The organism is Bauldia litoralis, from assembly GCF_900104485.1.
Lineage (GTDB): Bacteria > Pseudomonadota > Alphaproteobacteria > Rhizobiales > Kaistiaceae > Bauldia > Bauldia litoralis.
In genome coordinates, this window is sequence record NZ_FMXQ01000002.1 from 413983 (window position 1) to 434818 (window position 20836).

The window sequence follows — 20836 nt, forward strand, 5'->3', positions numbered from 1 at the left end:
GCCGACACAGAATCATGTGAATTGCTCGATCCGTATCATCTGCGGCTCGCCCGCGATATGGCCGTCGGTCTTGATCGTCTCGAGCGCCGCGCGGATCTCCGCCTCGGTCGTCTCGTACGTGATCATGATCACCGGCGCCGGCTCGACCGGCCGCTCGTGACCGGGCGCCGCCCGAGGAGCGCGCCGCCGCTGGACGATCGATTCCAGCGAGATCCCGCGATCGGCCATCCGCTGCGAGATCGCCGCGAAGGCGCCGGGCCGGTCATAGACCGACAGCCGGACATAGTAGCCGCCCTCGTGGGTCCGCATCCCGGCGCGGCGATAGGGTTCGAGGTCGGAGGCCGGCCGGCCGAAGGTGCCGACCCGGTCGCCGCGGGCAATGTCGGCGATGTCGCTCATCACCGACGAGGCCGTCGCGTCACCGCCGGCGCCCGGACCGGACAGCACCAGCTGGCCGACGAAATCGGCCTCGATCGCCACCGCGTTTGTCACGCCGTCGATGCGGGCAATCGCCGAGGAGCGCGGCACCATGGTCGGATGCACGCGCTGCTCGATGCCGGAATCGGTCCGGCAGGCGACGCCGAGCAGCTTGATCCGGTAGCCCAGTTCGTCCGCCGCCTCGATGTCGGCGCTGGTGATCGAGGAAATCCCCTCGACATATATCGCCTCGCCATCGACCTCGGTGCCGAAGGCGATCGAGGTCAGCAGCGCCAGCTTGTGGGCGGCGTCCTGGCCGCCGATGTCGAAGCTCGGATCGGCCTCGGCATAGCCCAGCCGCTGCGCCTCGGCGAGACACTCCTCGAAGCCGATATGGTCCTGCTCCATCCGGCTCAGGATGTAGTTGCTGGTGCCGTTGAGGATGCCGTAGATGCGGCTCACCGTATTGCCGGCCAGCGCCTCGCGCAGCGTCTTGATGATCGGGATGCCGCCGGCCGCCGCCGCCTCGAAGTTGAGGCTCGCGTCTGCGCCTTCGGCCAGCCGCGCCAGTTCGTTGCCATGCTCGGCCAGCAGTGCCTTGTTGGCGGTCACCACATGCTTGCCGGTCGACAGCGCCGCCTCGACCGAGGCCCGCGCCGGCCCTTCGGACCCGCCGATCAGCTCGACGAAGATGTCGTTGCCGGGATCCCGCGCCAGCGCCACCGGGTCGTCGAACCATTCCATCCCCGAGACGTCGATGTCGCGATCCTTGCCGCGATCACGCGCGCAGACCCCCGAGATGACGATCGGCCGGCCACTGCGGACGGCCAGGTCGTTGCCGTGACGGGCGACCATCCGCACCAGCGAGGTGCCAACGGTTCCGAGGCCGGCGACCCCGATCCTGATCGGTGCGTTCGCTTCCATGTCGTGTCTCGCGGTCCTGGCGACGGGCAATGGTCGCGAACCGTGGCACGCGACCAGTCCCGGGCTGCGGGAGGTCCTGGATGTCCGGGCCCGAGCGCGCCAGCCTGATTAGCGGGCGGCGCTCAACGGGACGACGTTGTGCAACGTTTTGTCCGCCGATTCAAGGAATCGCCGCAGGTTCCGGCCCGCCTGGCGGATGCGCTGCTCGTTCTCGACCAGCGCGATGCGCACGTAATCGTCGCCATGCTCGCCGAAGCCGATTCCGGGCGCCACGGCGACATCGGCCTTCTCGATGAGAAGCTTGGAGAATTCCAGCGAACCAAGGCCCCGGAACTTCTCCGGGATCGGCGCCCAGGCGAACATCGATGCGGCCGGCGGCGGAATCTCCCAGCCGGCCCGGCCGAAACAGTCGACCATGACGTCGCGCCGGCGCTGGTAAACGGCGCGCATCTCGTCGATGCACTCCTGCGGCCCGTTCAGCGCCGCCGCTGCGGCGACCTGCACGGGCGTGAAGGCGCCATAGTCGAGATAGGACTTCACCCGGCCAAGCGCCGCGATCAGCCGCTCGTTGCCGACGGCGAAGCCGATCCGCCATCCGGCCATCGAGAAGGTCTTCGACATCGAGGTGAACTCGACCGCGACATCCATGGCGCCGGGCGCCTGAAGGATCGAGGGCGGCGGATTGCCGTCGAAATAGACTTCCGAATAGGCAAGATCCGACAGCACGATCAATTCGTTGCGCCGCGCGAAGCTGACAAGGTCGCGGTAGAAATCAAGGTCGGCGACATGCGCGGTCGGGTTCGACGGATAGCAGACGACGACCGCCAGCGGCTTCGGGATCGAGTGCATCACGGCGCGTTCGAGGGCGCGGAAATAGTCCTCGTTCGGCGCCGCCGGCAAGGCGCGGATGACGCCGCCGGCCATAAGAAAGCCGAAGCCGTGGATCGGGTAGCTCGGGTTTGGGCAAAGCACCACGTCGCCCGGCCCGGTGATCGCCTGGGCCATGTTGGCGAACCCTTCCTTCGAGCCGATGGTGACGATCACCTGGCTGTCGGGATCGACCTTCACGCCGAAGCGACGGTCGTAATAGGCGGCCTGCGCCCGCCGCAGGCCGTTGATGCCGCGCGAGGCCGAATAGCCGTGGGTGTCCCCGCGCCGTGCGGTATCGGCCAGCTTCTCGACGATATGAGCCGGCGTCGGCAGGTCCGGATTGCCCATGCCGAGGTCGACGATATCGGCGCCCCCTGCACGGGCGCGGGCCTTCAGCCGGTTGACCTGCTCGAAGACATAAGGCGGCAGCCGCCGCACGGAGTAGAATTCGTTCATCGTCCCGTCCCGTCCATCATCAATCTTCCGGCGCGCATTCCGGATAAAGGTCGGCAGCGCCTTCCTGTGAGCACTTCTCGATCTGCTTCAAGGCCTCGGCGCCATGGTTGGCAGCTTCGTCGGTCAGCGCCTTGGTCTGGGATGCCGGCGGTTTCGGCGCCGAGCCGCCCTGCTTGGCGCGCAAGGCCTCGAGCTCGGCGATGATCTTCGCCCGCTCCTCCACCGGCAGCAGCGTACCGCCGGGCTGCGGCGGCACAACGTTGATGTTCGGATACTCGCCCGAGGCAGCCTTTGCCGGTGCAGGCACCGGGGCCTCGACCGGGATCGGCTCGGCCGGCGCTGCCGTCGTCGTGACGACCGGAACCGGCTCGGCCTTCACAGGAACAGGCACCGGCTTGACCGGCGCGGGCGCCGCCACGACCGGAGCGGGCGTCACCACGGGCGTCGCCGTGGCGGTCGCCGTCGGTGGCGCGGGCAGCGTCCCGGCGGCGCCGTCGGCGGCGGTCGCGCCATCGGGCGTCAGGAGCATCGGGTTGCCGGCCAAAGGTGCCGCCGGCTGAGAGAGATTGGTCGTCTGCACGCAAGCACTCAGACCCAGAGAGAGAACAAGCGAGGCCAGCGCCGCGAAGCTCCCCCGGGAGCGCATCGCCATCCTGCTTGCCTTGCAATGGTGGGTTGCTAGCGTGATCAAAGTGTTAAGACCGCCCGTTTAATCTATTACCATGCTGGACCATCGCGTCTTATTATGTCGAAAAAGCGGGTTTTGAGCGCGCCGTCTGGCGCTGGATACGTATGAGCACGGATCAATTTCCCAAGGACGGTTACGGATTCCGGGACCCGGAAGCCTTCGCCCATAACCTCGCCCGCATCATGGAAGAAGCCGGCAAGGCCGCTTCCGCCTACCTTAAGCCCCGTGAAGAAGGCAAGGCCAGCTTTGATTTTGCCGACGGCGCCGGCGATATGGCCAAGGTTCTGTCGCGCGTCGCCGAATACTGGCTGTCCGATCCAGAGCGGACCGTAGCAGCGGAATCCACACTTGTTTCCAGCTACATCGACCTCTGGTCGAATTCGCTCAAACGCATGATGGGCGAGCCGACCCGCCCGACGATCGAGCCGGAACCGGGCGACAAGCGCTTCGTCGACCCGCAATGGAGCGAGAACCAGTTCTTTGACTTCCTGAAGCAGTTCTACCTCGTCACCAGCCGCTGGGCGGTCGAGATGGCGGAGAATGCCCAGGACGGCGTCGACGAGCATACCCGCCAGAAGGCCGCCTTCTACACGCGCCAGATCGCCAATGCCCTCGCCCCGTCGAATTTCGTCCTGACCAACCCGGAACTGCTGCGCGAGACACTGGAAACCAACGGCGAGAACCTCGTCCGCGGCATGCACATGCTGGCGGAGGATATCGAGGCGGGCCACGGCGACCTCAAGATCCGCCAGTCGAGCCCCGGCGATTTCCGTCTCGGCGAGAACCTCGCCACCACGCCGGGCAAGGTGATCCACCAGAACGGCCTCTGCCAGGTCATCCAGTATGCGCCGACCACCGACACCGTCCTCAAGCGGCCGCTGCTCATCGTGCCGCCGTGGATCAACAAGTTCTACATCCTCGATCTCACCCGCGAAAAATCCTTCATCCGCTGGTGCGTCGAGCAGGGGCACACGGTCTTCGTCATCTCCTGGGTCAATCCCGGCAAGGCGCATGCCCGCAAGAGCTTCGAGCATTACATGCGCGAGGGCGTCCTCGAGGCCGTCGATGTCGCGATGAAGGTGACCGGCGCCGATGGCGTCGACACCATCGGCTATTGCGTCGGCGGCACCATCCTGGCGGTCACCCTCGCCTGGATGGCGGCCAAGAAGGACGATCGCATCAAGACCGCGACCTTCTTCGCCACCCAGGTGGATTTCACCCATGCCGGCGACCTCAAGGTCTTCGTCGACGAGGAACAGATCGCCGATCTCGAATACAAGATGAAGATGCGCGGCTACCTCGAGGGCAAGACCATGTCGAGCGCCTTCAACATGCTGCGCGCCAACGACCTGATCTGGCCCTACATCATCGGCAACTACATGAAGGGCAAGGAGCCGTCGGCCTTCGACCTGCTCTACTGGAACGCCGACGCCACCCGCATGCCGGCCGCCAACCACGCCTTCTACCTGCGCAACTGCTACCTGAAGAACAAGCTGGCCTCCGGCGAGATGGAGATTGCCGGCGTCCGGCTCGACCTCAGGAAGTGCAAGATTCCGATCTATAATCTTGCCACCCGCGAGGACCACATCGCGCCGCCGCGCTCCGTTTTCTACGGCTCGTCCTTCTTCGGCGGCAAGGTCACCTTCGTGCTGACCGGGTCCGGCCATATCGCCGGCGTCATAAATCCGCCATCCCGGAACAAGTATCAGTACTGGACCGGCCCGGCGCCGAAGGGCGACGCCTATGACGCATGGGCCGCGAAGGCCAGGGAACATCCCGGTTCCTGGTGGCCCCACTGGCAGGCGTGGATCGAGAAGACCAATACGGTCCGGGTCAAGCCGCCGAAGATGGGCGCCGGCAAGTTCAAGCCGATCGAGGATGCACCGGGCAGTTATGTGAGGGTGAAGGCATGAGTATCGCGATTATCGGCGCTGGCGCCATGGGCAAGGGTCTGGCGCGACGGCTGGCGGCAGCCGGCGAAACGATCGTCCTGGCCGGGCGCGACAAGGACAAGGTGGCCGCGATCGCCGCCGATATCCCCGGCGATGTCACCGGCGCCTCGATCGACCAGGCCGCGAACGCCGATGTCATCATTCTCGCCGTGCCTTATCCGGAAGCCGCCAACGCGCTGGCCGAAGCCGGCCCGCTCACCGGCAAGGTGCTGATCGACATCTCGAACCCGGTCGGCCCGGAATTATCTCTGGCGGTCGGCATGACCACCTCGGCCGCCGAGGAAATCCAGAAGCTGGTGCCACAGGCCCGCGTCGTCAAAGCCTTCAACACGGTCTTCGCCGAACTCCTGGACCTCAAGCTCAGCAAACCCGACACCCCGCCCCAGGTGATCTTCGCCGGCGATCACGAATTCGCCAATCACCGGGTCGAAGCGCTGATCAAGGCGATCGGCTTCGAGCCGCTGGACGCCGGCCCGCTGAAGAACGCCCGATTCATCGAGCCGGTTGGCCTGATGATGATCCAGCTCGGCCACGGCCTCGGGCGCGGCAGCCGTATCGCCCCGCGCTTCGTCGAGTATTGAGCGCCGACGACCAGACGGCGCCTAGTGGCCTCGTCATCCGCGAGGCCAATGACAACGATGACGACGACGTGCTGGCGATCGAACGCCGCGCCTTTGGCCGCGACGACGAGGCGGAGCTGGTGCGCGACCTCCTGCGGGACCCCAGCGCCGCGCCACGCCTGTCGCTGCTGGCGTTCGAACGCACCCGCCCCGTCGGCCATCTCCTCTTGACCGCAGTGACCCTGGATGGCGCGGAGCAACCGGTCGCCGCAGCCCTGCTCGCGCCGCTGGCGGTCGTCCCCGAGGCGCAGAATCGCGGCTGCGGAAGCAGGCTGGTCGCGGATGGACTGGCGCGACTGGAAAGCCGCGGCGTCGGGCTCGTCTTCGTCCTCGGCCACCCGACTTACTATCCCCGCTTCGGCTTCACGCCGGCCGAACCGCTGGGCTTCGCGCCGCCCTACCCGATCCCGGCGAAGGATACCGACGCGTGGATGGTCCGATCCCTGCGCGACGGGCAACCGCCCGCCGCATCATCGGTGCGTGTCGCTGTCGCCGAGGCGCTGGCAAAGCCCGAATACTGGCGCGAATGAGCCGGCCGGCGAACCCGCCTAGGTGACCGGCTCGTCTTCCTCGACGTGACCCGACGGAATCCCGTCGATGCTGACCAGGTTGTTGTCGCGCCGATAGCCGGCCAGGTCGTCCTGCGCTTCCGCCCAGTTGGGCATCGACGACCGCTCGCCCTTGTACTCGTACGTCGGCACGCCGAAGCCGCAGGAGGTCTGCGCCGACTCGACGTCGAGCACGATGATCTGGCGGGCGGAGAGCGGCTCCTCGCCGTCGAAAGCCTCGGCCAGAACCTTGCGATAGTCGGCGCTGCCATGGGGCAGGATACGCCCATGGCCATAGAGCCGGAGGATGTTCGGCGGACCGGCGAAGGCGCAGAACATCATCGTCAGCCGCCCGTCGGCCCGGACATGGGCGGCGGTCTCGTTGCCGCTACCGGTCCAGTCCATGTACGCGACCGCGTTGGGCCCGAGCACCCGCAGCGCGTCGAGGCCCTTGGGCGATAGGTTGATCCGCGCCCCCTCCGCCGCCGTGGCAACGAAGAAGACGTGCTGCTCCTTGATGAACCGCTGAAGCTTCGGCTCAACGCTGGTGTAGAATTTCGCCATGCCGCCCGCCCCTAGCGCAACTGCGCCAGAAGTTCCTTGGTCGGGTAGGAATCGGCCGGCAGGCCCAACTTGAGCTGCACCTCCTTGACCGCCGCCCGGGTCTGCTCGCCAATGATCCCGTCGACCTTGCCGACGTTGTAGCCCTTGCGGGCAAGGATCGTCTGCAGCTCGGCGGTTTCCTTGGCCGACAGGCTGTTGATCGGCCCGCTGCCGCGGCTGACCTTACCGGCGCCGGCCATGCGGGTGGCGAAATAGCCGGCGGTCGTCGTGTAGACCAGCGACGAGTTCCATTCGAGCAGATAGGCGAAGTTCGGATAGGCAAGGAAAGCCGGCCCGTTCTTGCCCATCGGCAGGAGCAGCGATGCCTCCAGCCCGTCCGAAGGCAGCGCCGAGCCGACGCCCTTCACCCCGGCCGCCACCCATTCGGAGCGCGGGAACTTGATCTTCAGGTCCGCCATCTCCCAGGGAAATTCCTTGGGCACGGTGACTTCCTGCAGCCACGGCTCGCCGCGACGCCAGCCGATGCTCGACAGGTAGTTGGCCGCCGAGGCCAGCGCGTCCGGCGTGCTCTTCAGGAGGTCGACCCGGCCATTGCCGTCGAAATCGACGCCGTAGTCATAGTAATGCGACGGCAGGAACTGGAGCTGCCCCATCTCGCCGGCCCACGGGCCGCGCATCTGCGCCGGGGTCAGGTCGCCGCGGTCGATGATCTTGAGCGCTGCGATCAACTGCTCGCGAAACAGCTCCGGCCGCCGGCAGTCATAGGCCAGCGTCGCCAGCGAGTTGAGCGTCGACCCGTCGCCGATCACAGCCCCGAAGTCGGTTTCCAGCCCCCAGAAGGCGGCGATCACCTGCGCCGGGACGCCGTATTTCTGCTCGATCTGCTGGAAGGTCTTGCCGTATTTCTTGATCTGCCCCGGACCCTGCTTGACCCGGTACTGCTCGACCATGCGGTCGGAGAATTCGAGGAAGGTCTGGGCAAAGACGCCCTGCGCCCGGTCCTTGTTGACGATGCTCTGGTCGAACTGGACGCCGCCCAGCCCGGCCTGGATCGCCTGGTTGGAAACCCCGGCTTTGGCCGCTTCCTGGGCCACGCCCTGCACCCAGGCGTTGAAGTTGGGCTCCTTGTGGCAGCCGGCTGCGAGTGCCGGCGTCGCGGCGAGTGTCACGGCAACGGCGGCAGCCGCGGCAAGTCTGGCGGTCGAAATCATGGTGGCCTTGGTCTCCGCTGATCGAGTCATCCCCGAGGGCGGGACTATAGGGCGACCGCCCGCCCGGGCAAACTCCCCCGAGCGGACGGCCCCTGCCCTATTCCGCCGGCTGGGCGGCGAGGTCGCCACGCAGCGTCAGGCGGGCCAGCGCATAGGCGCCGACGCCGCAAGCCGCGATCGCCGTCACCATCGGCATGGTCGTCCCGTCGAAGAAGACGCTGACGATGACGATCGCCACCGCGCCGGCCAGCATCTGCAGCGTCCCGCCCAGCGCCGACGCCATGCCGGCGATCGGCCCGTGCTCCTCGAGCGCCAGCACCATGGTCGTCGGGATGACGAGGCCGAGGAAGGCGAAGGCGCAGAACAGCAGCGCCATCAGCACGGCAAGGCTGTCGGCGCCGGCCACCGTCACCGCGAAGAGCAGGACGGTGAAGCTGGCATAGCCGAGGGTGGCGGTCGTCACCACGCGCAGCATGCCGAAGCGGCCCGCCAGCCAGCCGGCCATCTGCGACGCGCCGAAGAAGCCGACCGCGTTGAGCGAGAAGGCCAGCCCATACTCGATCGGCGTCAGGCCGAAATGCTCGATATAGACGAAGGACGACGTCGCGATGAAGGCGAAGAAGCTGGCAAATCCCAGCCCGCCGATGAAGGTCAGCCCCAGGAACCGCCCGTGCCGCAGCAACAGGCCGAAGCCGTCAACGAGGCTCCTGACGCTGACGCGGATGCGCTCCGCCGGCGGCCGCGTTTCGGGCTGGAAGACGGCCAGCATGAACAGCCCGAGCACCGCCGCGATCGAGACGAGCACGAACACCGAGCGCCATCCGAACTCGCCGATCAGCAGCGCGCCGGCCAGCGGCGCGAGGATCGGCGAGATGCTGATCACCAGCATCACCAGCGCCATCAGCCGCGTCGCCTCGGCGCCGGTATACATGTCGCGGATAATCGCCCGCGGGATCACCATGACCGAGGCCGCGCCGATGCCCTGGACGACGCGGAAGGCGATCAGCCAGCCGATGTCCCCGGCCAGCGTGCAGCCGATGCTGCCCGCCAGAAAGACCGCTAGCCCGAAATAGAGCGGCGGCTTGCGGCCGACCATGTCGGACACCGGACCGTAGACGATCTGGCAGACACCGAAGGCGACGAAGAACACCATCAGCGTCATCTGCGTCGCCGCGGTCGAGGCCCCCAGATCGGAGGAGATCGCCGGCAGCGCCGGAATATACATGTCGATGGCGAAGGGGCCGGCCGCCGACAGCAGGCCGAGCACCAGCGCGCTCTTGAAAAAGCTCTTTTGCATCACATTGCTCTTTCCAAAAGTGAAGCGGAGCGGCCGCCGGGAGGATGGTGACCGCGAGTCCGCTTTTCTACCTCTTGTGTGACTCAGGATTGTCAGGAGCGACAAGTGATCGCTTTCACGCACCTGCCATGTTCAGGACGAATGGCCCCACCGGTTCTCGACATCGCTCCGCACTTTTCCTTCGAACAGGCCGCTTCACCTGCCGCTTCCCGGTGGACCGGCCGATCGACCCGGCGCCGGCGTCAGATCCGCAGCGTCACCAGCAAGGCCCCGCCGGCGATCAGCAGGATGCCCAGCCAATTCGCCCAGTTGAGCTGTTCGCCGAGAAAGGCCACCCCGAACACCGCCACCAGCACGACGCTCAGCTTGTCGATCGGCGCGACCTGAGACGCGTTGCCGAGCTTCATCGCCCGGAAATAGCAAAGCCATGAGGCCCCGGTCGCCAGCCCGGACAGGATTAGGAACAGGTATGTCCGGCGGCTGATCGACCCCAGCGGCTGCGTTTCGCCCAGCGCCAGGACAAGCCCGGCCAACACCACGAGGATCACCACCGTCCGGATCAGCGTCGCGAAGTCCGAATTGACGTTCTCGACCCCGACCTTGGCGAAGATCGCCGTCAGCGCCGCGAACACGGCCGAGAGTATCGCCCACACCTGCCAGCTACCGGTTATCGCCATCGTCGTCACTCCTGCCTTGCCGAGTTGATATCCGAAGCAGAAAGCGTGAATTTATCTATCCGGGCTTGAGTAAAAATCAAAGAAAATGTCGCCAGAAGGCTAGGAATAAGATTACGAGCCGAGCTGGATTTGCGATATCACTGCCATGACTAGGCTTCACCTTCCCGTTGTTGCGGGATGAACCAGGACCAAAAAAGACCAGGGGAGTGAACGTGACTCAGATCATACGTCTTGCAGCATTATCTGGGTTTGTTGCCGTCATGGCGCTCTCACCCTTCCCTGCCGGCGCGGATGACAACAAGGCAGGAGCCGCCGCCGCGGCTATCGTCGGCGCAGCCGCCATACTCGGAATCGCCGCCCTCGCGCATCACGACGATCATCACAAGAACGGTCAACACCATTCCGACGAGAAGGCCGAAGCCAAGTACGAGCGCGGTTACAATGACGGCCTCTATAATGCGCCCTATCACGGAGCGGGGGCGGATCAGGCCTATCGCAATGGCTACGACGCCGGTGTGACCGAGCGCCGCAACCGCATGGCGCACAACCGAGATCACGAATGGCAGGCCGACCAGCATAGCGCGCCGCGACTGGCGATGCGCGCCTGCGTCGGCGAAGCGTCGGCCAAATGGAACCGCCGCCCGACGGACATCGTCCCGGTCAAGTCGCGGAAGATTGGCGGCGACGATTATCTCGTCCAGGTGGCGGCCGGGCATCGCTCCGGCAAATGCGAGGTGAGTGGCAATGGGCGTGTCTATCTTCTGGAAAACGGCAAGATCTGACATAGCCGGTCGGCCATCCCGGATATCGCCCGAGTACGTGCATTGGACCAATCAACCCCCGAGGAGTGACGAAATGAACTTCGCCAAACGACCTAGCCGCCGCGTCATCATTGGAGGATTTGCCGCGACGGCAGGCCTGGCGATCGTCGAACGGCACCTCATCGGCTCCGCGCTGGCTGGCCTCGTCTCCGACCCGACCAATCTCCAGACCGGCGATTTCACCTGGCAGCCCGAGCGCTCGCCGAGTGGCCCCGTGGCGATCATCGTCTCGCTGCCCGAGCAGCAGGTCTATGTCTATCGCAACGGCGTGGAGATCGCCGTTTCCACCTGTTCGACCGGCAAGCCAGGCCACAGCACGCCGACCGGGGTGTTCACGATCCTTCAGAAGGACAAGCACCACCACTCGAGCACCTACAACAACGCGCCCATGCCGAACATGAACCGGCTGACCTGGGGCGGCATCGCGTTGCACGCCGGCAAGCTCCCCGGCTATCCCGCCTCGCATGGCTGCGTCCGGCTGCCGATGGAGTTTTCAGAACTGCTGTTCAGCGTTACTCATCTCGGCACGCCGGTGATCATCGCCAACGCCCATTCGGCGCCCGCCGACGTCGTCCATCCCGGCCAGATCCTGTCCGCCGATGCCCGGGCCGAGTTCGCGCATGTCGAGGACACCAAGGCGAAGACGCCGGAGGCCGCCCACCCGGTCTCCCAGGTCGCCGCGGCATCTGAGGTTCCCACTCCGCGCATCAATCCGCGGGATGAAGCGCCGGCCGAGCCGGCGGTCGCCGAGGTTGTGCCAGCGACAGCCATCCTCGTATCGAGCGTCGATCAACGCATCATCGTCATGGACAACGGCGAAATCGTTGCGGAAGGCACGGCGACAATCGAGCAGCCCGACGATCCCCTCGGCCATCACGTCTTCGTCCTGTCCGACGTCAACGACACCGACGATCATCTGCATTGGCACACATTCGGCTACCAGCACGAGATTGGCCCGGATGCCGACGCCGCCGACCTCGACACGATCCATCGCATCAAGGGCGAGCATTCCGTGATCGAGGCGATCCGGACCCGGATGCACCCCGGCACCATCATGGTCACGGTCGATCAACCGCTGCACGAAGATACGCGATCGGTCCGGGACTTCACGGTCATCACGACGGAGGATGTCGGCTAGTTGCGGACACCGGCGAGGCGTTGACCCGAGGCGAAAACGACACCTGGAGGATTCTTGATATGAAAGTGGTTCTCGGTTTCACAGCGGTCATCTGCTTCGCGTTTGGGGCAACGCCGCCGGCCCTCGCGGCGGAACAGGACGCCATCGACGGCTGCATCGACAAGGTGCGCGCGACCGGTGGGCCGGACGCCGCGGGCGGCGGCGAGGTGCTGAGCTCTGAATATTCGGAGGCCGGCACGCTGGTCCGGCTCCGCGATGCCGGCGGCACGGTCTGGGAATGCATCGCCTATGACGACGGTGCGGTCGGCGACCTGCGCGTGGTCGAGGCCGCCGACGACGGTGAAGGCGCAATGGCCGGAGCGGAAGACCACGGCGGCGGCGCGAGGGCGGGCACCAAGGTCACTCGCGTCGAATTCGAAGCGGGCAACGATAACGCCTCGAAGACGGGCAAGATCACCGGGCACGGCTATCACGACTATGTCCTCGGCGCCCGCGCCGGCCAGCGGATGGGCGTTTCGCTGATCACGAAAGGCACCTGCTACTTCAACATCGAGGCACCGGGAAGCGACGGCGCCGCCATATACAATGGGTCGATGGATGGGCCCGACGCGGTCAACATCAAACTACCGAAAGATGGCGACTACACGATCCGCGTCTACCTGATGGGCAACGATCGCGACTCCGGGGCAACGGTCCACTACCAGTTGTCCATGACCATCATGTAGGCGCCTCCTCCCGCCTCTGGCCACGCATCGCCCTTCGGGGCAATGCATGGCGGCGGGACAGGCCGGAACGGGCAACGAATCCCGGCGTCAGGCGAGCCCCTCGGCGGCGAGCGCTTCCCTGACCGCCGGGCGCGCCTCCACCCGGGCGAGATGCGCCGAGAGCCTGGGTGGCACGTCGAACCCGGAGTCCCGCGCCCACCGGGTCATCACGTAGAGGAATGCGTCCGCGGCGCTGAAGTCGGGACCGAAGAGGTATTGCCCTCCATCGAGCCGTCCCGCGAGCAGGTCGAGGCGGCGAACGATCGCCGCCTGGGCTTCCGCCTTTTCCGCATCGGCCGGCGAGAAGGAGAACCGCATGAAGGGACGGTGGATCTCGGTGGCGATGAAGGCCAGCATCTCGACCAGTCTGGCTCGCCCATGCGCCCCGGCCGGCGCCAGCCGATCGTCTCGGTCAGCCACCCAACTGAGAATTGCGACATTCTCGGTCAGCACCAGACCGTCGTCCAGCACGAGGGCGGGTACATAGCCCTTGGGGTTCACGTCGGTGAAGTCGGCGCCGGTTTCGGTGGTGCGGCTCTGCAGGTCGACCCGCTCGATGTCGACGGGAATGCCGGCTTCCCTGATCGCGATGTGGTCGGCCAGGCTGCATGCCCCGGGGGTCAGGTATAGCTTCATCGGATTCCCTGCTCCGCCTTGACGGGTCTCAGGCTGTCGCCGCCGCGAGATGGGTGGCGAGCTTGTCGAAGGCCTCGCTCCAGCCGGCAGCGTGGCCGTCACGGGAGGATTCGGACTCCAGGCCCGACTGGCGGAACACCATGCGGGTCTTGTCCCCTTCTTCGGCGAAGGTCACGGTAACCAGGGTTTCCGTACCCGGCTGCCCATGCTCGTCGATCCACGCGAAGGTGTAGACAAGGCGCTCCGGTTCGACGATTTCCCGGTAGACACCGCGGTTCCGGTGATCCTCGCCTGCCGGCGAGCGCATCACCGAATGCCAGGTGCCGCCAGGTCGGAGGTCCCCGTCGCACTCGATCACCGTGAAGCCGATGGGCGCGCCCCATTGCATCTGGTGCTCGCGCTCGGTCCAGGCGCTCCATACAAGCGCGCGCGGCGCTTCGAACACCCTCTCGATCACCAGTTCGCGGGCATCCCTGGCGGTGCGTGCTTCAGCGCTTGCTTCCATCGTCGCTCTCCCTGTCCTGTACTTTGCGGAGGTAGTCGCTCAGTCGATCGAACCGCTCTTCCCAGTGCCGCCTGTAGCCTTCCAGCCAGTCGTCGGCCTGCTTCAGCGCCAGCGGTTCCAGTTGGCACGGGCGCCGCTGCGCCTGCTTGCTCCTTGCGATCAGGCCGCCGCGCTCGAGCACCTTCAGGTGCTTCGAGATGGCCTGCATGCTCATGTCGAAAGGCTCCGCCAGTTCCTTCACCGTTGCCTCCCCATCCGCCAGGCGGGCAAGGATCATCCGGCGCGTCGGATCGGCAAGAGCGGCAAAGGTGGCGCTGAGCGGGTCTGTCTCGGGCATTATCAACCGCCTGTTTGATCAACTACACGGTTGATAATCACCATTGCTGCTGTTGTCAACCGAATGGTTGAGCAAATCGGTTCGACCCCCGGATCGCAGTCGGCTATCGTCCGCCGACATGCGCCCGCCCGTCCTCAATCCCCTGTTCCGCCCGGTCTCGAGCCTCGCCGGCATCGGGCCGAAGCTTGCCGTGACGCTCCGCAAGCTGCTCGGCGGCCCGGACCCCGACGGCGAGCCGCGGGCGATCGACCTGCTCTTCCACCTGCCGGTCGCCGTCATCGACCGCAGCCGCCAGCCCGGCATCGCCCTCTCGCCGGAAGGCGCGATCGTCACCCTCAAGGTGCGGATCGACCGCCACCAGAAGCCGCCACGCGGCAACCGGCGCATCCCCTACCGGGTGTTCGTCCATGACGACACCGGCGAGCTTGCCCTCACCTTTTTCCACGCCAACGAGCCATGGCTGGAACGGATGCTCCCCATCGGTGAGACACGCTATGTCTCGGGCCGGATGGAGTGGTTCAACGGCCGCCCGAGCATGGTTCACCCCGACCACATGGTGTCCGAGGCCGATTTCGGTGACCTCCCGCTGATCGAACCGGTCTATCCGATGACCGCCGGCCTCGCCCGAAAGACCCTCCTCAAGGCGGTCGGCGACGCCCTCGACGGCCTGCCCGACCTGCCGGAATGGCTGGATTCCAGCGTTGTCGCCGAGCACCACTGGACGACCTTCGGCGCAGCGCTCCGCGCCGCCCATCACCCGACCGCCGTCGCCGATATCGAACCCCACAGCCCCGCCCTCGCCCGCTTGGCCTATGACGAATTATTGGCCAGCCAGCTGGCTTTGGCGCTAATGCGGGCCCACCAGCGGCGCAGCGCCGGCAAGGCGCGCAAGGGCGACGGCGGCCTGCGCGCGAAGATCCTCGACGCCCTGCCTTTCACCCTGACCGGCAGCCAGCAGACGGCGCTGGCCGAGATCGACGCCGACCTCGCCCAGCCCGAGCGGATGCTGCGCCTCCTCCAGGGCGATGTCGGCTCCGGCAAGACGGTCGTTGCGTTGCTTTCCGCGGCGACCACCATCGAAGCCGGCGCCCAGGCGGCGATCATGGCGCCGACCGAATTGCTGGTCCGCCAGCATGCCCGCACCATCGCGCCGCTGGCCGAAGTCGCCGGCATCCGCCTCGCCGTGCTCACCGGCCGCGAGCGCGCCCGGGACCGGGCCGAGGTGGTCGCCGGCCTTGCCGATGGCTCGATCGACCTTCTCGTCGGCACCCATGCGCTGTTCCAGTCCGGGGTCGAATTCCGCGACCTCGGGCTGGTCGTCGTCGACGAGCAGCACCGTTTCGGCGTCCACCAGCGGCTGGCCCTGACCGCCAAGGGCGAGGCGACCGACGTCCTGGTGATGACCGCGACGCCGATCCCGCGCACCCTCGTCCTGACCTATTACGGCGACATGGACGTCTCCCGCCTGACCGAGAAGCCGGCCGGCCGCCGGCCGATCGAGACCCGGGCGATCCCGCTCACCCGCCTTGATGAAGTGGTCGAACGGGTCCGCGCCGCGACCGTGGACGGCGCCAAGGCTTACTGGGTCTGCCCGCTGGTCGAGGAATCGGAAGTCCTCGACGTCGCCGCGGTCGAGGAGCGTTACGCGACGCTGACGGCGGCGCTGGGCGGCGGCATCGGCCTCGTCCACGGCCGGATGAGCGCCGCCGACCGCGATGTCGAGATGGCCAAGTTCGTCAGCGGCGAATCGAAAGTCCTGGTCGCCACCACCGTCGTCGAGGTCGGCGTCGATGTCAGCGATGCGACGATCATGGTCATCGAGCATGCCGAGCGCTTCGGCCTCGCCCAGTTGCACCAGCTCCGCGGCCGCGTCGGCCGCAGCGATCGTCCCTCGGTCTGCCTGCTGCTCTACAAGGGGCCGCTTGGGCCGGTCGCCACCGACCGGCTGCGGATCATGCGCGAAAGCGAGGACGGCTTCGTCATCGCCGAGGAAGACCTGCGGCTGCGCGGCGGCGGCGAGGTCCTCGGCACCCGCCAGTCGGGCACGCCGGGCTTCCGCATCGCCGACCTCGACCATCACGCCGACCTGATGGAAGCCGCCCGCGACGATGCCCGCCTGATCGTCGACCAGGATGCCAATCTCGGCTCGGAGCGCGGCGCGGCATTGCGGTTGCTGCTTTACGTCTTCGGCCGCGACGACGCGGTCCGCCTGCTCAGGGCCGGTTGAACGTCGCGTCCGCGCCGACCTGGCGACCGGCCTCTCCGAGGCGGTCCGGCGGTTCGGACGGCGAGGCTTCCGGGTCCTCCTCGTCGCCGTTGAACTTCGGGCTCACAAGGCCGGCAGAGATCACCAGCTTGGCTGCCTCCTCGACGCTCATGTCGAGGCGAACGACGTCGGCCTCGCGAACGAAGAGCAAGAATCCCGAGGTCGGGTTGGGGGTCGTCGGCAGGAAGACCGAAACCATCGGATCGCCTTCCTTGTCGAGCCGGTGGCCGACTTCACCCTTGGTTCCGGTGGCGATGAAGACGATGGCCCACAGGCCCTTTCGCGGATACTCGATCAGCCCAACGGTCTGGAACGACTTGGCCCGGTTGGACAGCACCGTCTCGAAGATCTGCTTGAGACCGCGATAAAGGTTCCGCACCACCGGCATCCGGTCGAGGAGCGACTCGCCCCAGGACAGCGCCGTGCGTCCCACCAGGTTGGCGGTGAGGAAGCCGAGCAGCGTGATGCAGACGATCGCCACCACCAGCCCGAAGCCGGGAACGGTGAACGGCAGATAGGTATCGGGGCTATAGGCGGCCGGGATGAAGGGCGTCACCCAGGAGTCGATCCAGACGATGAAGCCCCAGGTGATGTAGACGGTCAGGAACAGCGGCGCCGCGATCACCAGCCCCGTGAGGAAATAGTTGCGGAAGCGGAGCATCCCCCGGCTCCGCCGCGCCTCCTCGGCAAGTGTTGGCTGCGGCGGCTCGGCACCGTCCGTCATTCTGGCGACCCTCCACGGTCGCAGACGCGACCGAACGCCACATTATCTATCCATTGCGATGGAAATGAGAAGGCCCGATCGGCGTCGCGCCTATTCTACGGTCACCGACTTGGCCAGGTTGCGCGGCTGGTCGACGTCGGTGCCCATGAAAACAGCAGTATGGTAGGCCAGAAGCTGGATCGGGATGGTGTAGACCAGCGGCGTGATGGTCGACGGCATCTCGGGGAGGATCACCGTCTCGACCGCGTCGATCGCCGCCGCATCGCGGCCCTTCGGGTCGGTCAGCAGGATGATCCGCCCGCCTCGCGCCGCGACTTCCTGCATGTTCGACACCGTCTTGTCGAAGATCCGGTCATAGGGCGCGATCACCACCACCGGCATATTCTCGTCGATCAGCGCGATCGGCCCGTGCTTCAACTCGCCGGCAGCGTAGCCTTCGGCGTGGATATAGGAGATTTCCTTCAGCTTCAGCGCGCCTTCAAGGGCGAGCGGATAGCTGGTGCCGCGGCCGAGATAGAGGATGTGCTGGACCTTGGCGAGATCGCGCGCCAGCGCCTCCATCTGCGTTTCCAGCCGCAGCGCCTGGCTCATCAGCCGCGGGATTTCGCTGAGCGCCCGGACCAGTCGCTCCTCGTCGACATCGGTCAGGTGTCCCCGCGCCTTGCCCGCCGCCACCGCCAGCGACGCCAGTACCGAAAGCTGGCAGGAAAAGGCCTTGGTCGAGGCGACGCCGATCTCGGGGCCGGCCAGCGTCGGCAGGACAAAATCGGACTCCCGCGCGATCGTCGATTCCTGGACGTTGACGATCGCCGCGACCTTCTGGCCTTCCGCCTTGGCGTAGCGGAGCGAGGCCAGCGTGTCGGCGGTCTCGCCCGATTGCGACACGACGATCGACAGGCCGTTCGGGGTCAGCGGCTGCTCGCGATAGCGGAACTCCGAGGCGATATCGATGTCGACCGGCAGGCGCGCGAAGCGTTCGAACCAGTATTTCGCCACCAGCCCGGCATAATAGGCGGTGCCGCAGGCGGTGATCGACAACCGGTCGAGCGAGGCGAAGTCGATGCCGCCGATCGCGTCCGGCGCGCAGCGTCCGCCGGCAAAGTCGAGATAGTGGCCGAGCGTGTGCCCGACGACCTCGGGCTGCTCGTAGATCTCCTTCGCCATGAAATGGCGGTGGTTGCCTTTGTCGACCATCAGGCTGGTCACCAGCGCCCGCGTCACCGGCCGCTCCACCACCGCGCCGTCGGCGTCGTAGATCGTCGCGCCGGCCCGGGTCAGGATCGCCCAGTCGCCGTCCTGCAGGTAGCTCACCCGATCGGTGAAGGGCGCCAGCGCGATCGCGTCGGAGCCGAAATAGATCTCGCCGTCGCTGAAGCCGATCGCCAGCGGGCTGCCCCGCCGGGCGCCGATCATCAGGTCGTCCTCGCCGTCGAAGAGGATCGCCAGTGCGAAGGCGCCTTCCAGCCGGTCGAGGGTGGCCTTGACCGCGTCGGCGGGGGCCATCCCCGCTTCGAGATTGCGGCTGACAAGCTGCGCGATCACCTCGGTGTCGGTGTCGGTCGAGAAGACGGTGCCGCCCTGCTCCAGTTCGGTGCGCAGCTCGCGAAAATTCTCGATGATGCCGTTATGGACCAGCGCCACCCGGTCGGTGGCATGGGGATGGGCGTTGCGCTCGGTCGGCGCGCCATGGGTCGCCCAGCGCGTATGGCCGATGCCGGAGCGCCCGGACAGCGGCTGCGCGGCAAGCCGCTCCTCAAGGTTCCTGAGTTTGCCTTCGGCCCGTCGCCGGGTCAGGTGGCCGCCTTCGAGCGTCGCCACGCCAGCCGAATCGTAGCCGCGATATTCGAGGCGCTTCAGCGCATCGACCAGCAGCGGCGCCGCCGGCCCCGAGCCCAGAATTCCAACAATGCCGCACATCGCGTTAACGCTCCGGACGCCTCGCCAACCCGGACCAACTCATAGCGGGCCGCGCGTCGACGGGAAATCACATCCTGTTTCCAGCCTTAACGTGCGCCGGGATGGTTAACGGACCACCTCATTTGCCTGTCTTCTCCGCCGCCTTGCGCTTGCGGAATTCCGCCGCCCAGCCGGGCCGGTCGAACTGGCGACCGCGCGCCACGGCCAGGGCGTCCTCGGCCACGTCGCGGGTGATGACGCTGCCCGAGCCGACATAGGCGCCCTCGCCGATCGTCACTGGCGCGACCAGCGCGCTGTTCGAACCGACGAAGGCCCCGGCGCCGATCTCGGTGTGGTGCTTGGCAAAGCCGTCATAGTTGCAGGTGATGGTACCGGCGCCGATGTTGGCCGCCGCGCCGACATGGGCATCGCCGATATAGGACAGGTGGTTGAGCTTGGCGCCGGCGTCGACGACCGCGTTCTTGACCTCGACGAAGTTGCCGACCCGCGCCTTCGGCCCGATTTCGGCACCGGGCCGCAGCCGCGCATAGGGCCCGACGATTGCCCCGCTGGCGATGCTGGCGCCCTCGACATGCGAAAAGGCCCGGATCGTCGCGCCGTCGGCGATCGTCACGCCCGGACCGAAGAAAACCTGTGGCTCGACAACAACATCGCGGCCGATCTTCGTGTCATGGCTGAAGTAGATGGACTGGGGATCGATCAGCGTCGCGCCGCCTTCCAGCGCCGCCTGCCGCGCTTCGTCCTGGAAAAGCCGTTCGGCGACAGCGAGTTGCGCCCGGTTGTCGACACCCAGCACTTCGTCCGCATCGGCCTCCAGCGCCACCACCGCCTTGCCGGCGGCATTGGCGAGTTCGACGAGGTCGGTCAGGTAGTATTCGCCCTTGGCGTTGGCGTTGCCGATCTTCCTGAGCAGCGACGCCGCCTTGCCGGAGAAACCCATCACCCCGGCGTTGCAGAGGCCGATCGCCCGCTCCTCTGTCGTCGCATCGTTGAACTCGCGGATCGCCGTGAGCCGCTTGCCGTCGACGATCAGGCGACCGTAGCGGGCGGGATCGGCGGGTCGGAATCCGAGCACCACCACATCCGCCTTGCCGGCCAGCGCCCGGCGCATCCGCTTCAGCGTCTTCGGCGTGATCCGCGGGGTGTCGCCGTAGAGGACGAGGATATCGTCCTGGCCGGCGAACTCTTTCCGCGCCGCAAGCACCGCATGGGCGGTGCCGAGCCGCTCGGTCTGTTCATGGATCGCCGCCGGATAGCCGGTGCCCTCGACGAAACGCCGCGTCGCCTCGGCCCCCGGCCCGACGACCACGGCCATCCGGGTCGCCCCGGCCGATCGCGCCGCGTCGAGCACGTGGCCAAGCATGGGCCGGCCGCCAACGGCATGCATGACCTTGGGTGTGGCGGAGCGCATCCGCGTCCCTTCCCCGGCAGCAAGGACGATGGCTAGGCAGGATCGTTTCGGCATGGTGACAGCTCGATCATCGTGGAGACGCACACGCCTGGA

20 protein-coding genes are annotated in these 20836 nt (G+C 66.6%); 7 read left to right on the plus strand and 13 right to left on the minus strand.

Annotated features, from left to right (window positions below; translation table 11 throughout):
* Positions 1 to 12 precede the first annotated feature (12 nt).
* The 3 genes from BLT60_RS05870 to BLT60_RS05880 all read right to left on the minus strand — a co-directional run bounded on the left by BLT60_RS05870 (position 13) and on the right by BLT60_RS05880 (position 3196).
* The gene (locus BLT60_RS05870) at positions 13 to 1341 is read right to left on the minus strand and encodes a homoserine dehydrogenase (RefSeq protein ID WP_090875432.1); all 1329 of its coding nucleotides are present in this window, start codon (positions 1339 to 1341) and stop codon (positions 13 to 15) included.
* Between the two features lie 108 nt (positions 1342 to 1449).
* Complete coding sequence (locus BLT60_RS05875; protein WP_090875434.1) at positions 1450 to 2667, minus strand: LL-diaminopimelate aminotransferase; 1218 nt, start codon at positions 2665 to 2667, stop codon at positions 1450 to 1452.
* Between the two features lie 19 nt (positions 2668 to 2686).
* On the minus strand, positions 2687 to 3196 hold the full coding sequence (locus BLT60_RS05880) for a hypothetical protein (RefSeq protein WP_139167762.1): 510 nt from the start codon (positions 3194 to 3196) through the stop codon (positions 2687 to 2689).
* Between the two features lie 263 nt (positions 3197 to 3459).
* Here BLT60_RS05880 and BLT60_RS05885 point away from each other — a divergent pair, with 263 nt between their 5' ends.
* From BLT60_RS05885 to BLT60_RS05895, 3 genes are read left to right on the plus strand one after another with little or no spacing between them, the layout of a single operon-like run.
* Complete coding sequence (locus tag BLT60_RS05885; protein WP_090875437.1) at positions 3460 to 5268, plus strand: PHA/PHB synthase family protein; 1809 nt, start codon at positions 3460 to 3462, stop codon at positions 5266 to 5268.
* Positions 5265 to 5888, plus strand: a complete 624-nt coding sequence (locus BLT60_RS05890) for an NADPH-dependent F420 reductase (protein WP_090875438.1) — start codon at positions 5265 to 5267, stop codon at positions 5886 to 5888. The genes BLT60_RS05885 and BLT60_RS05890 overlap by 4 nt, the downstream gene beginning before the upstream one ends.
* Entirely contained in the window at positions 5885 to 6457 is a 573-nt protein-coding gene (locus tag BLT60_RS05895) for a GNAT family N-acetyltransferase (RefSeq protein WP_175478306.1), read from the plus strand. The genes BLT60_RS05890 and BLT60_RS05895 overlap by 4 nt, the downstream gene beginning before the upstream one ends.
* An 18-nt stretch (positions 6458 to 6475) precedes the next feature.
* On the opposite strand, the gene BLT60_RS05900 is transcribed toward BLT60_RS05895, so the two are convergent.
* The 4 genes from BLT60_RS05900 to BLT60_RS05915 form a co-directional block, all read right to left on the minus strand.
* Positions 6476 to 7039 (minus strand): pyridoxamine 5'-phosphate oxidase family protein, encoded by a 564-nt coding sequence (locus BLT60_RS05900; protein WP_090875440.1) that lies wholly within the window; start codon positions 7037 to 7039, stop codon positions 6476 to 6478.
* 11 nt (positions 7040 to 7050) lie between these two features.
* Complete coding sequence (locus BLT60_RS05905) at positions 7051 to 8250, minus strand: lytic murein transglycosylase (RefSeq protein ID WP_090875442.1); 1200 nt, start codon at positions 8248 to 8250, stop codon at positions 7051 to 7053.
* 97 nt (positions 8251 to 8347) lie between these two features.
* Positions 8348 to 9547, minus strand: coding sequence for a multidrug effflux MFS transporter (locus BLT60_RS05910; RefSeq protein WP_090875443.1), 1200 nt, complete (start codon positions 9545 to 9547; stop codon positions 8348 to 8350).
* Between the two features lie 242 nt (positions 9548 to 9789).
* Positions 9790 to 10224 (minus strand): EamA family transporter, encoded by a 435-nt coding sequence (locus BLT60_RS05915; RefSeq protein ID WP_090875445.1) that lies wholly within the window; start codon positions 10222 to 10224, stop codon positions 9790 to 9792.
* Positions 10225 to 10391: 167 nt separating this feature from the next.
* On the opposite strand from BLT60_RS05915, the gene BLT60_RS05920 reads away from it, so the two are divergent.
* The 3 genes from BLT60_RS05920 to BLT60_RS24570 all read left to right on the plus strand — a co-directional run bounded on the left by BLT60_RS05920 (position 10392) and on the right by BLT60_RS24570 (position 12908).
* Entirely contained in the window at positions 10392 to 11006 is a 615-nt protein-coding gene (locus BLT60_RS05920; protein ID WP_139167763.1) for a hypothetical protein, read from the plus strand.
* 73 nt (positions 11007 to 11079) lie between these two features.
* On the plus strand, positions 11080 to 12183 hold the full coding sequence (locus BLT60_RS05925) for a L,D-transpeptidase (RefSeq protein ID WP_090875450.1): 1104 nt from the start codon (positions 11080 to 11082) through the stop codon (positions 12181 to 12183).
* 59 nt (positions 12184 to 12242) lie between these two features.
* The gene (locus tag BLT60_RS24570; protein WP_210185548.1) at positions 12243 to 12908 is read left to right on the plus strand and encodes a hypothetical protein; all 666 of its coding nucleotides are present in this window, start codon (positions 12243 to 12245) and stop codon (positions 12906 to 12908) included.
* Positions 12909 to 12995: 87 nt separating this feature from the next.
* On the opposite strand, the gene BLT60_RS05935 is transcribed toward BLT60_RS24570, so the two are convergent.
* The 3 genes from BLT60_RS05935 to BLT60_RS05945 are packed head-to-tail and all read right to left on the minus strand — an operon-like array spanning position 12996 to position 14425.
* Positions 12996 to 13583, minus strand: a complete 588-nt coding sequence (locus tag BLT60_RS05935; protein ID WP_090875452.1) for a glutathione S-transferase C-terminal domain-containing protein — start codon at positions 13581 to 13583, stop codon at positions 12996 to 12998.
* Between the two features lie 28 nt (positions 13584 to 13611).
* Positions 13612 to 14088 (minus strand): SRPBCC family protein, encoded by a 477-nt coding sequence (locus tag BLT60_RS05940; protein WP_090875454.1) that lies wholly within the window; start codon positions 14086 to 14088, stop codon positions 13612 to 13614.
* A complete protein-coding gene (locus BLT60_RS05945) occupies positions 14072 to 14425 on the minus strand; it encodes an ArsR/SmtB family transcription factor (RefSeq protein WP_090875455.1) in 354 nt (117 codons plus the stop codon). The genes BLT60_RS05940 and BLT60_RS05945 overlap by 17 nt, the downstream gene beginning before the upstream one ends.
* Before the next feature lie 118 nt (positions 14426 to 14543).
* Between BLT60_RS05945 and recG the strand changes: the two genes are divergently transcribed.
* Positions 14544 to 16652: an ATP-dependent DNA helicase RecG gene (recG, locus tag BLT60_RS05950; protein WP_090875457.1), complete on the plus strand. Its 2109-nt coding sequence runs from the start codon at positions 14544 to 14546 to the stop codon at positions 16650 to 16652.
* On the opposite strand, the gene BLT60_RS05955 is transcribed toward recG, so the two are convergent.
* The 3 genes from BLT60_RS05955 to glmU all read right to left on the minus strand — a co-directional run bounded on the left by BLT60_RS05955 (position 16639) and on the right by glmU (position 20797).
* Positions 16639 to 17415, minus strand: coding sequence for a DUF502 domain-containing protein (locus BLT60_RS05955; RefSeq protein WP_425284970.1), 777 nt, complete (start codon positions 17413 to 17415; stop codon positions 16639 to 16641). The genes recG and BLT60_RS05955 overlap by 14 nt on opposite strands.
* Positions 17416 to 17505: 90 nt before the next feature.
* Positions 17506 to 19332, minus strand: coding sequence for a glutamine--fructose-6-phosphate transaminase (isomerizing) (gene glmS, locus BLT60_RS05960; protein ID WP_090875458.1), 1827 nt, complete (start codon positions 19330 to 19332; stop codon positions 17506 to 17508).
* A 118-nt stretch (positions 19333 to 19450) separates the two neighbouring features.
* Positions 19451 to 20797, minus strand: coding sequence for a bifunctional UDP-N-acetylglucosamine diphosphorylase/glucosamine-1-phosphate N-acetyltransferase GlmU (gene glmU, locus BLT60_RS05965; RefSeq protein WP_090875460.1), 1347 nt, complete (start codon positions 20795 to 20797; stop codon positions 19451 to 19453).
* Between the last annotated feature and the right edge of the window lie 39 nt (positions 20798 to 20836).

Coding starts and splice junctions, on each gene's coding strand:
- BLT60_RS05875 (WP_090875434.1), bottom strand. CDS start 2,667: ATGAACGAATTCTACTCCGTGCGGCGGCTGCCGCCTTATGTCTTCGAG.
- BLT60_RS05925 (WP_090875450.1), top strand. CDS start 11,080: ATGAACTTCGCCAAACGACCTAGCCGCCGCGTCATCATTGGAGGATTT.
- BLT60_RS05870 (WP_090875432.1), bottom strand. CDS start 1,341: ATGGAAGCGAACGCACCGATCAGGATCGGGGTCGCCGGCCTCGGAACC.
- BLT60_RS05900 (WP_090875440.1), bottom strand. CDS start 7,039: ATGGCGAAATTCTACACCAGCGTTGAGCCGAAGCTTCAGCGGTTCATC.
- recG (WP_090875457.1), top strand. CDS start 14,544: ATGCGCCCGCCCGTCCTCAATCCCCTGTTCCGCCCGGTCTCGAGCCTC.
- BLT60_RS24570 (WP_210185548.1), top strand. CDS start 12,243: ATGAAAGTGGTTCTCGGTTTCACAGCGGTCATCTGCTTCGCGTTTGGG.
- BLT60_RS05890 (WP_090875438.1), top strand. CDS start 5,265: ATGAGTATCGCGATTATCGGCGCTGGCGCCATGGGCAAGGGTCTGGCG.
- BLT60_RS05915 (WP_090875445.1), bottom strand. CDS start 10,224: ATGGCGATAACCGGTAGCTGGCAGGTGTGGGCGATACTCTCGGCCGTG.
- BLT60_RS05880 (WP_139167762.1), bottom strand. CDS start 3,196: ATGCTCCTGACGCCCGATGGCGCGACCGCCGCCGACGGCGCCGCCGGG.
- glmS (WP_090875458.1), bottom strand. CDS start 19,332: ATGTGCGGCATTGTTGGAATTCTGGGCTCGGGGCCGGCGGCGCCGCTG.
- BLT60_RS05940 (WP_090875454.1), bottom strand. CDS start 14,088: ATGGAAGCAAGCGCTGAAGCACGCACCGCCAGGGATGCCCGCGAACTG.
- BLT60_RS05935 (WP_090875452.1), bottom strand. CDS start 13,583: ATGAAGCTATACCTGACCCCCGGGGCATGCAGCCTGGCCGACCACATC.
- BLT60_RS05905 (WP_090875442.1), bottom strand. CDS start 8,250: ATGATTTCGACCGCCAGACTTGCCGCGGCTGCCGCCGTTGCCGTGACA.
- BLT60_RS05945 (WP_090875455.1), bottom strand. CDS start 14,425: ATGCCCGAGACAGACCCGCTCAGCGCCACCTTTGCCGCTCTTGCCGAT.
- BLT60_RS05885 (WP_090875437.1), top strand. CDS start 3,460: ATGAGCACGGATCAATTTCCCAAGGACGGTTACGGATTCCGGGACCCG.
- glmU (WP_090875460.1), bottom strand. CDS start 20,797: ATGCCGAAACGATCCTGCCTAGCCATCGTCCTTGCTGCCGGGGAAGGG.
- BLT60_RS05910 (WP_090875443.1), bottom strand. CDS start 9,547: ATGCAAAAGAGCTTTTTCAAGAGCGCGCTGGTGCTCGGCCTGCTGTCG.
- BLT60_RS05955 (WP_425284970.1), bottom strand. CDS start 17,415: ATGACGGACGGTGCCGAGCCGCCGCAGCCAACACTTGCCGAGGAGGCG.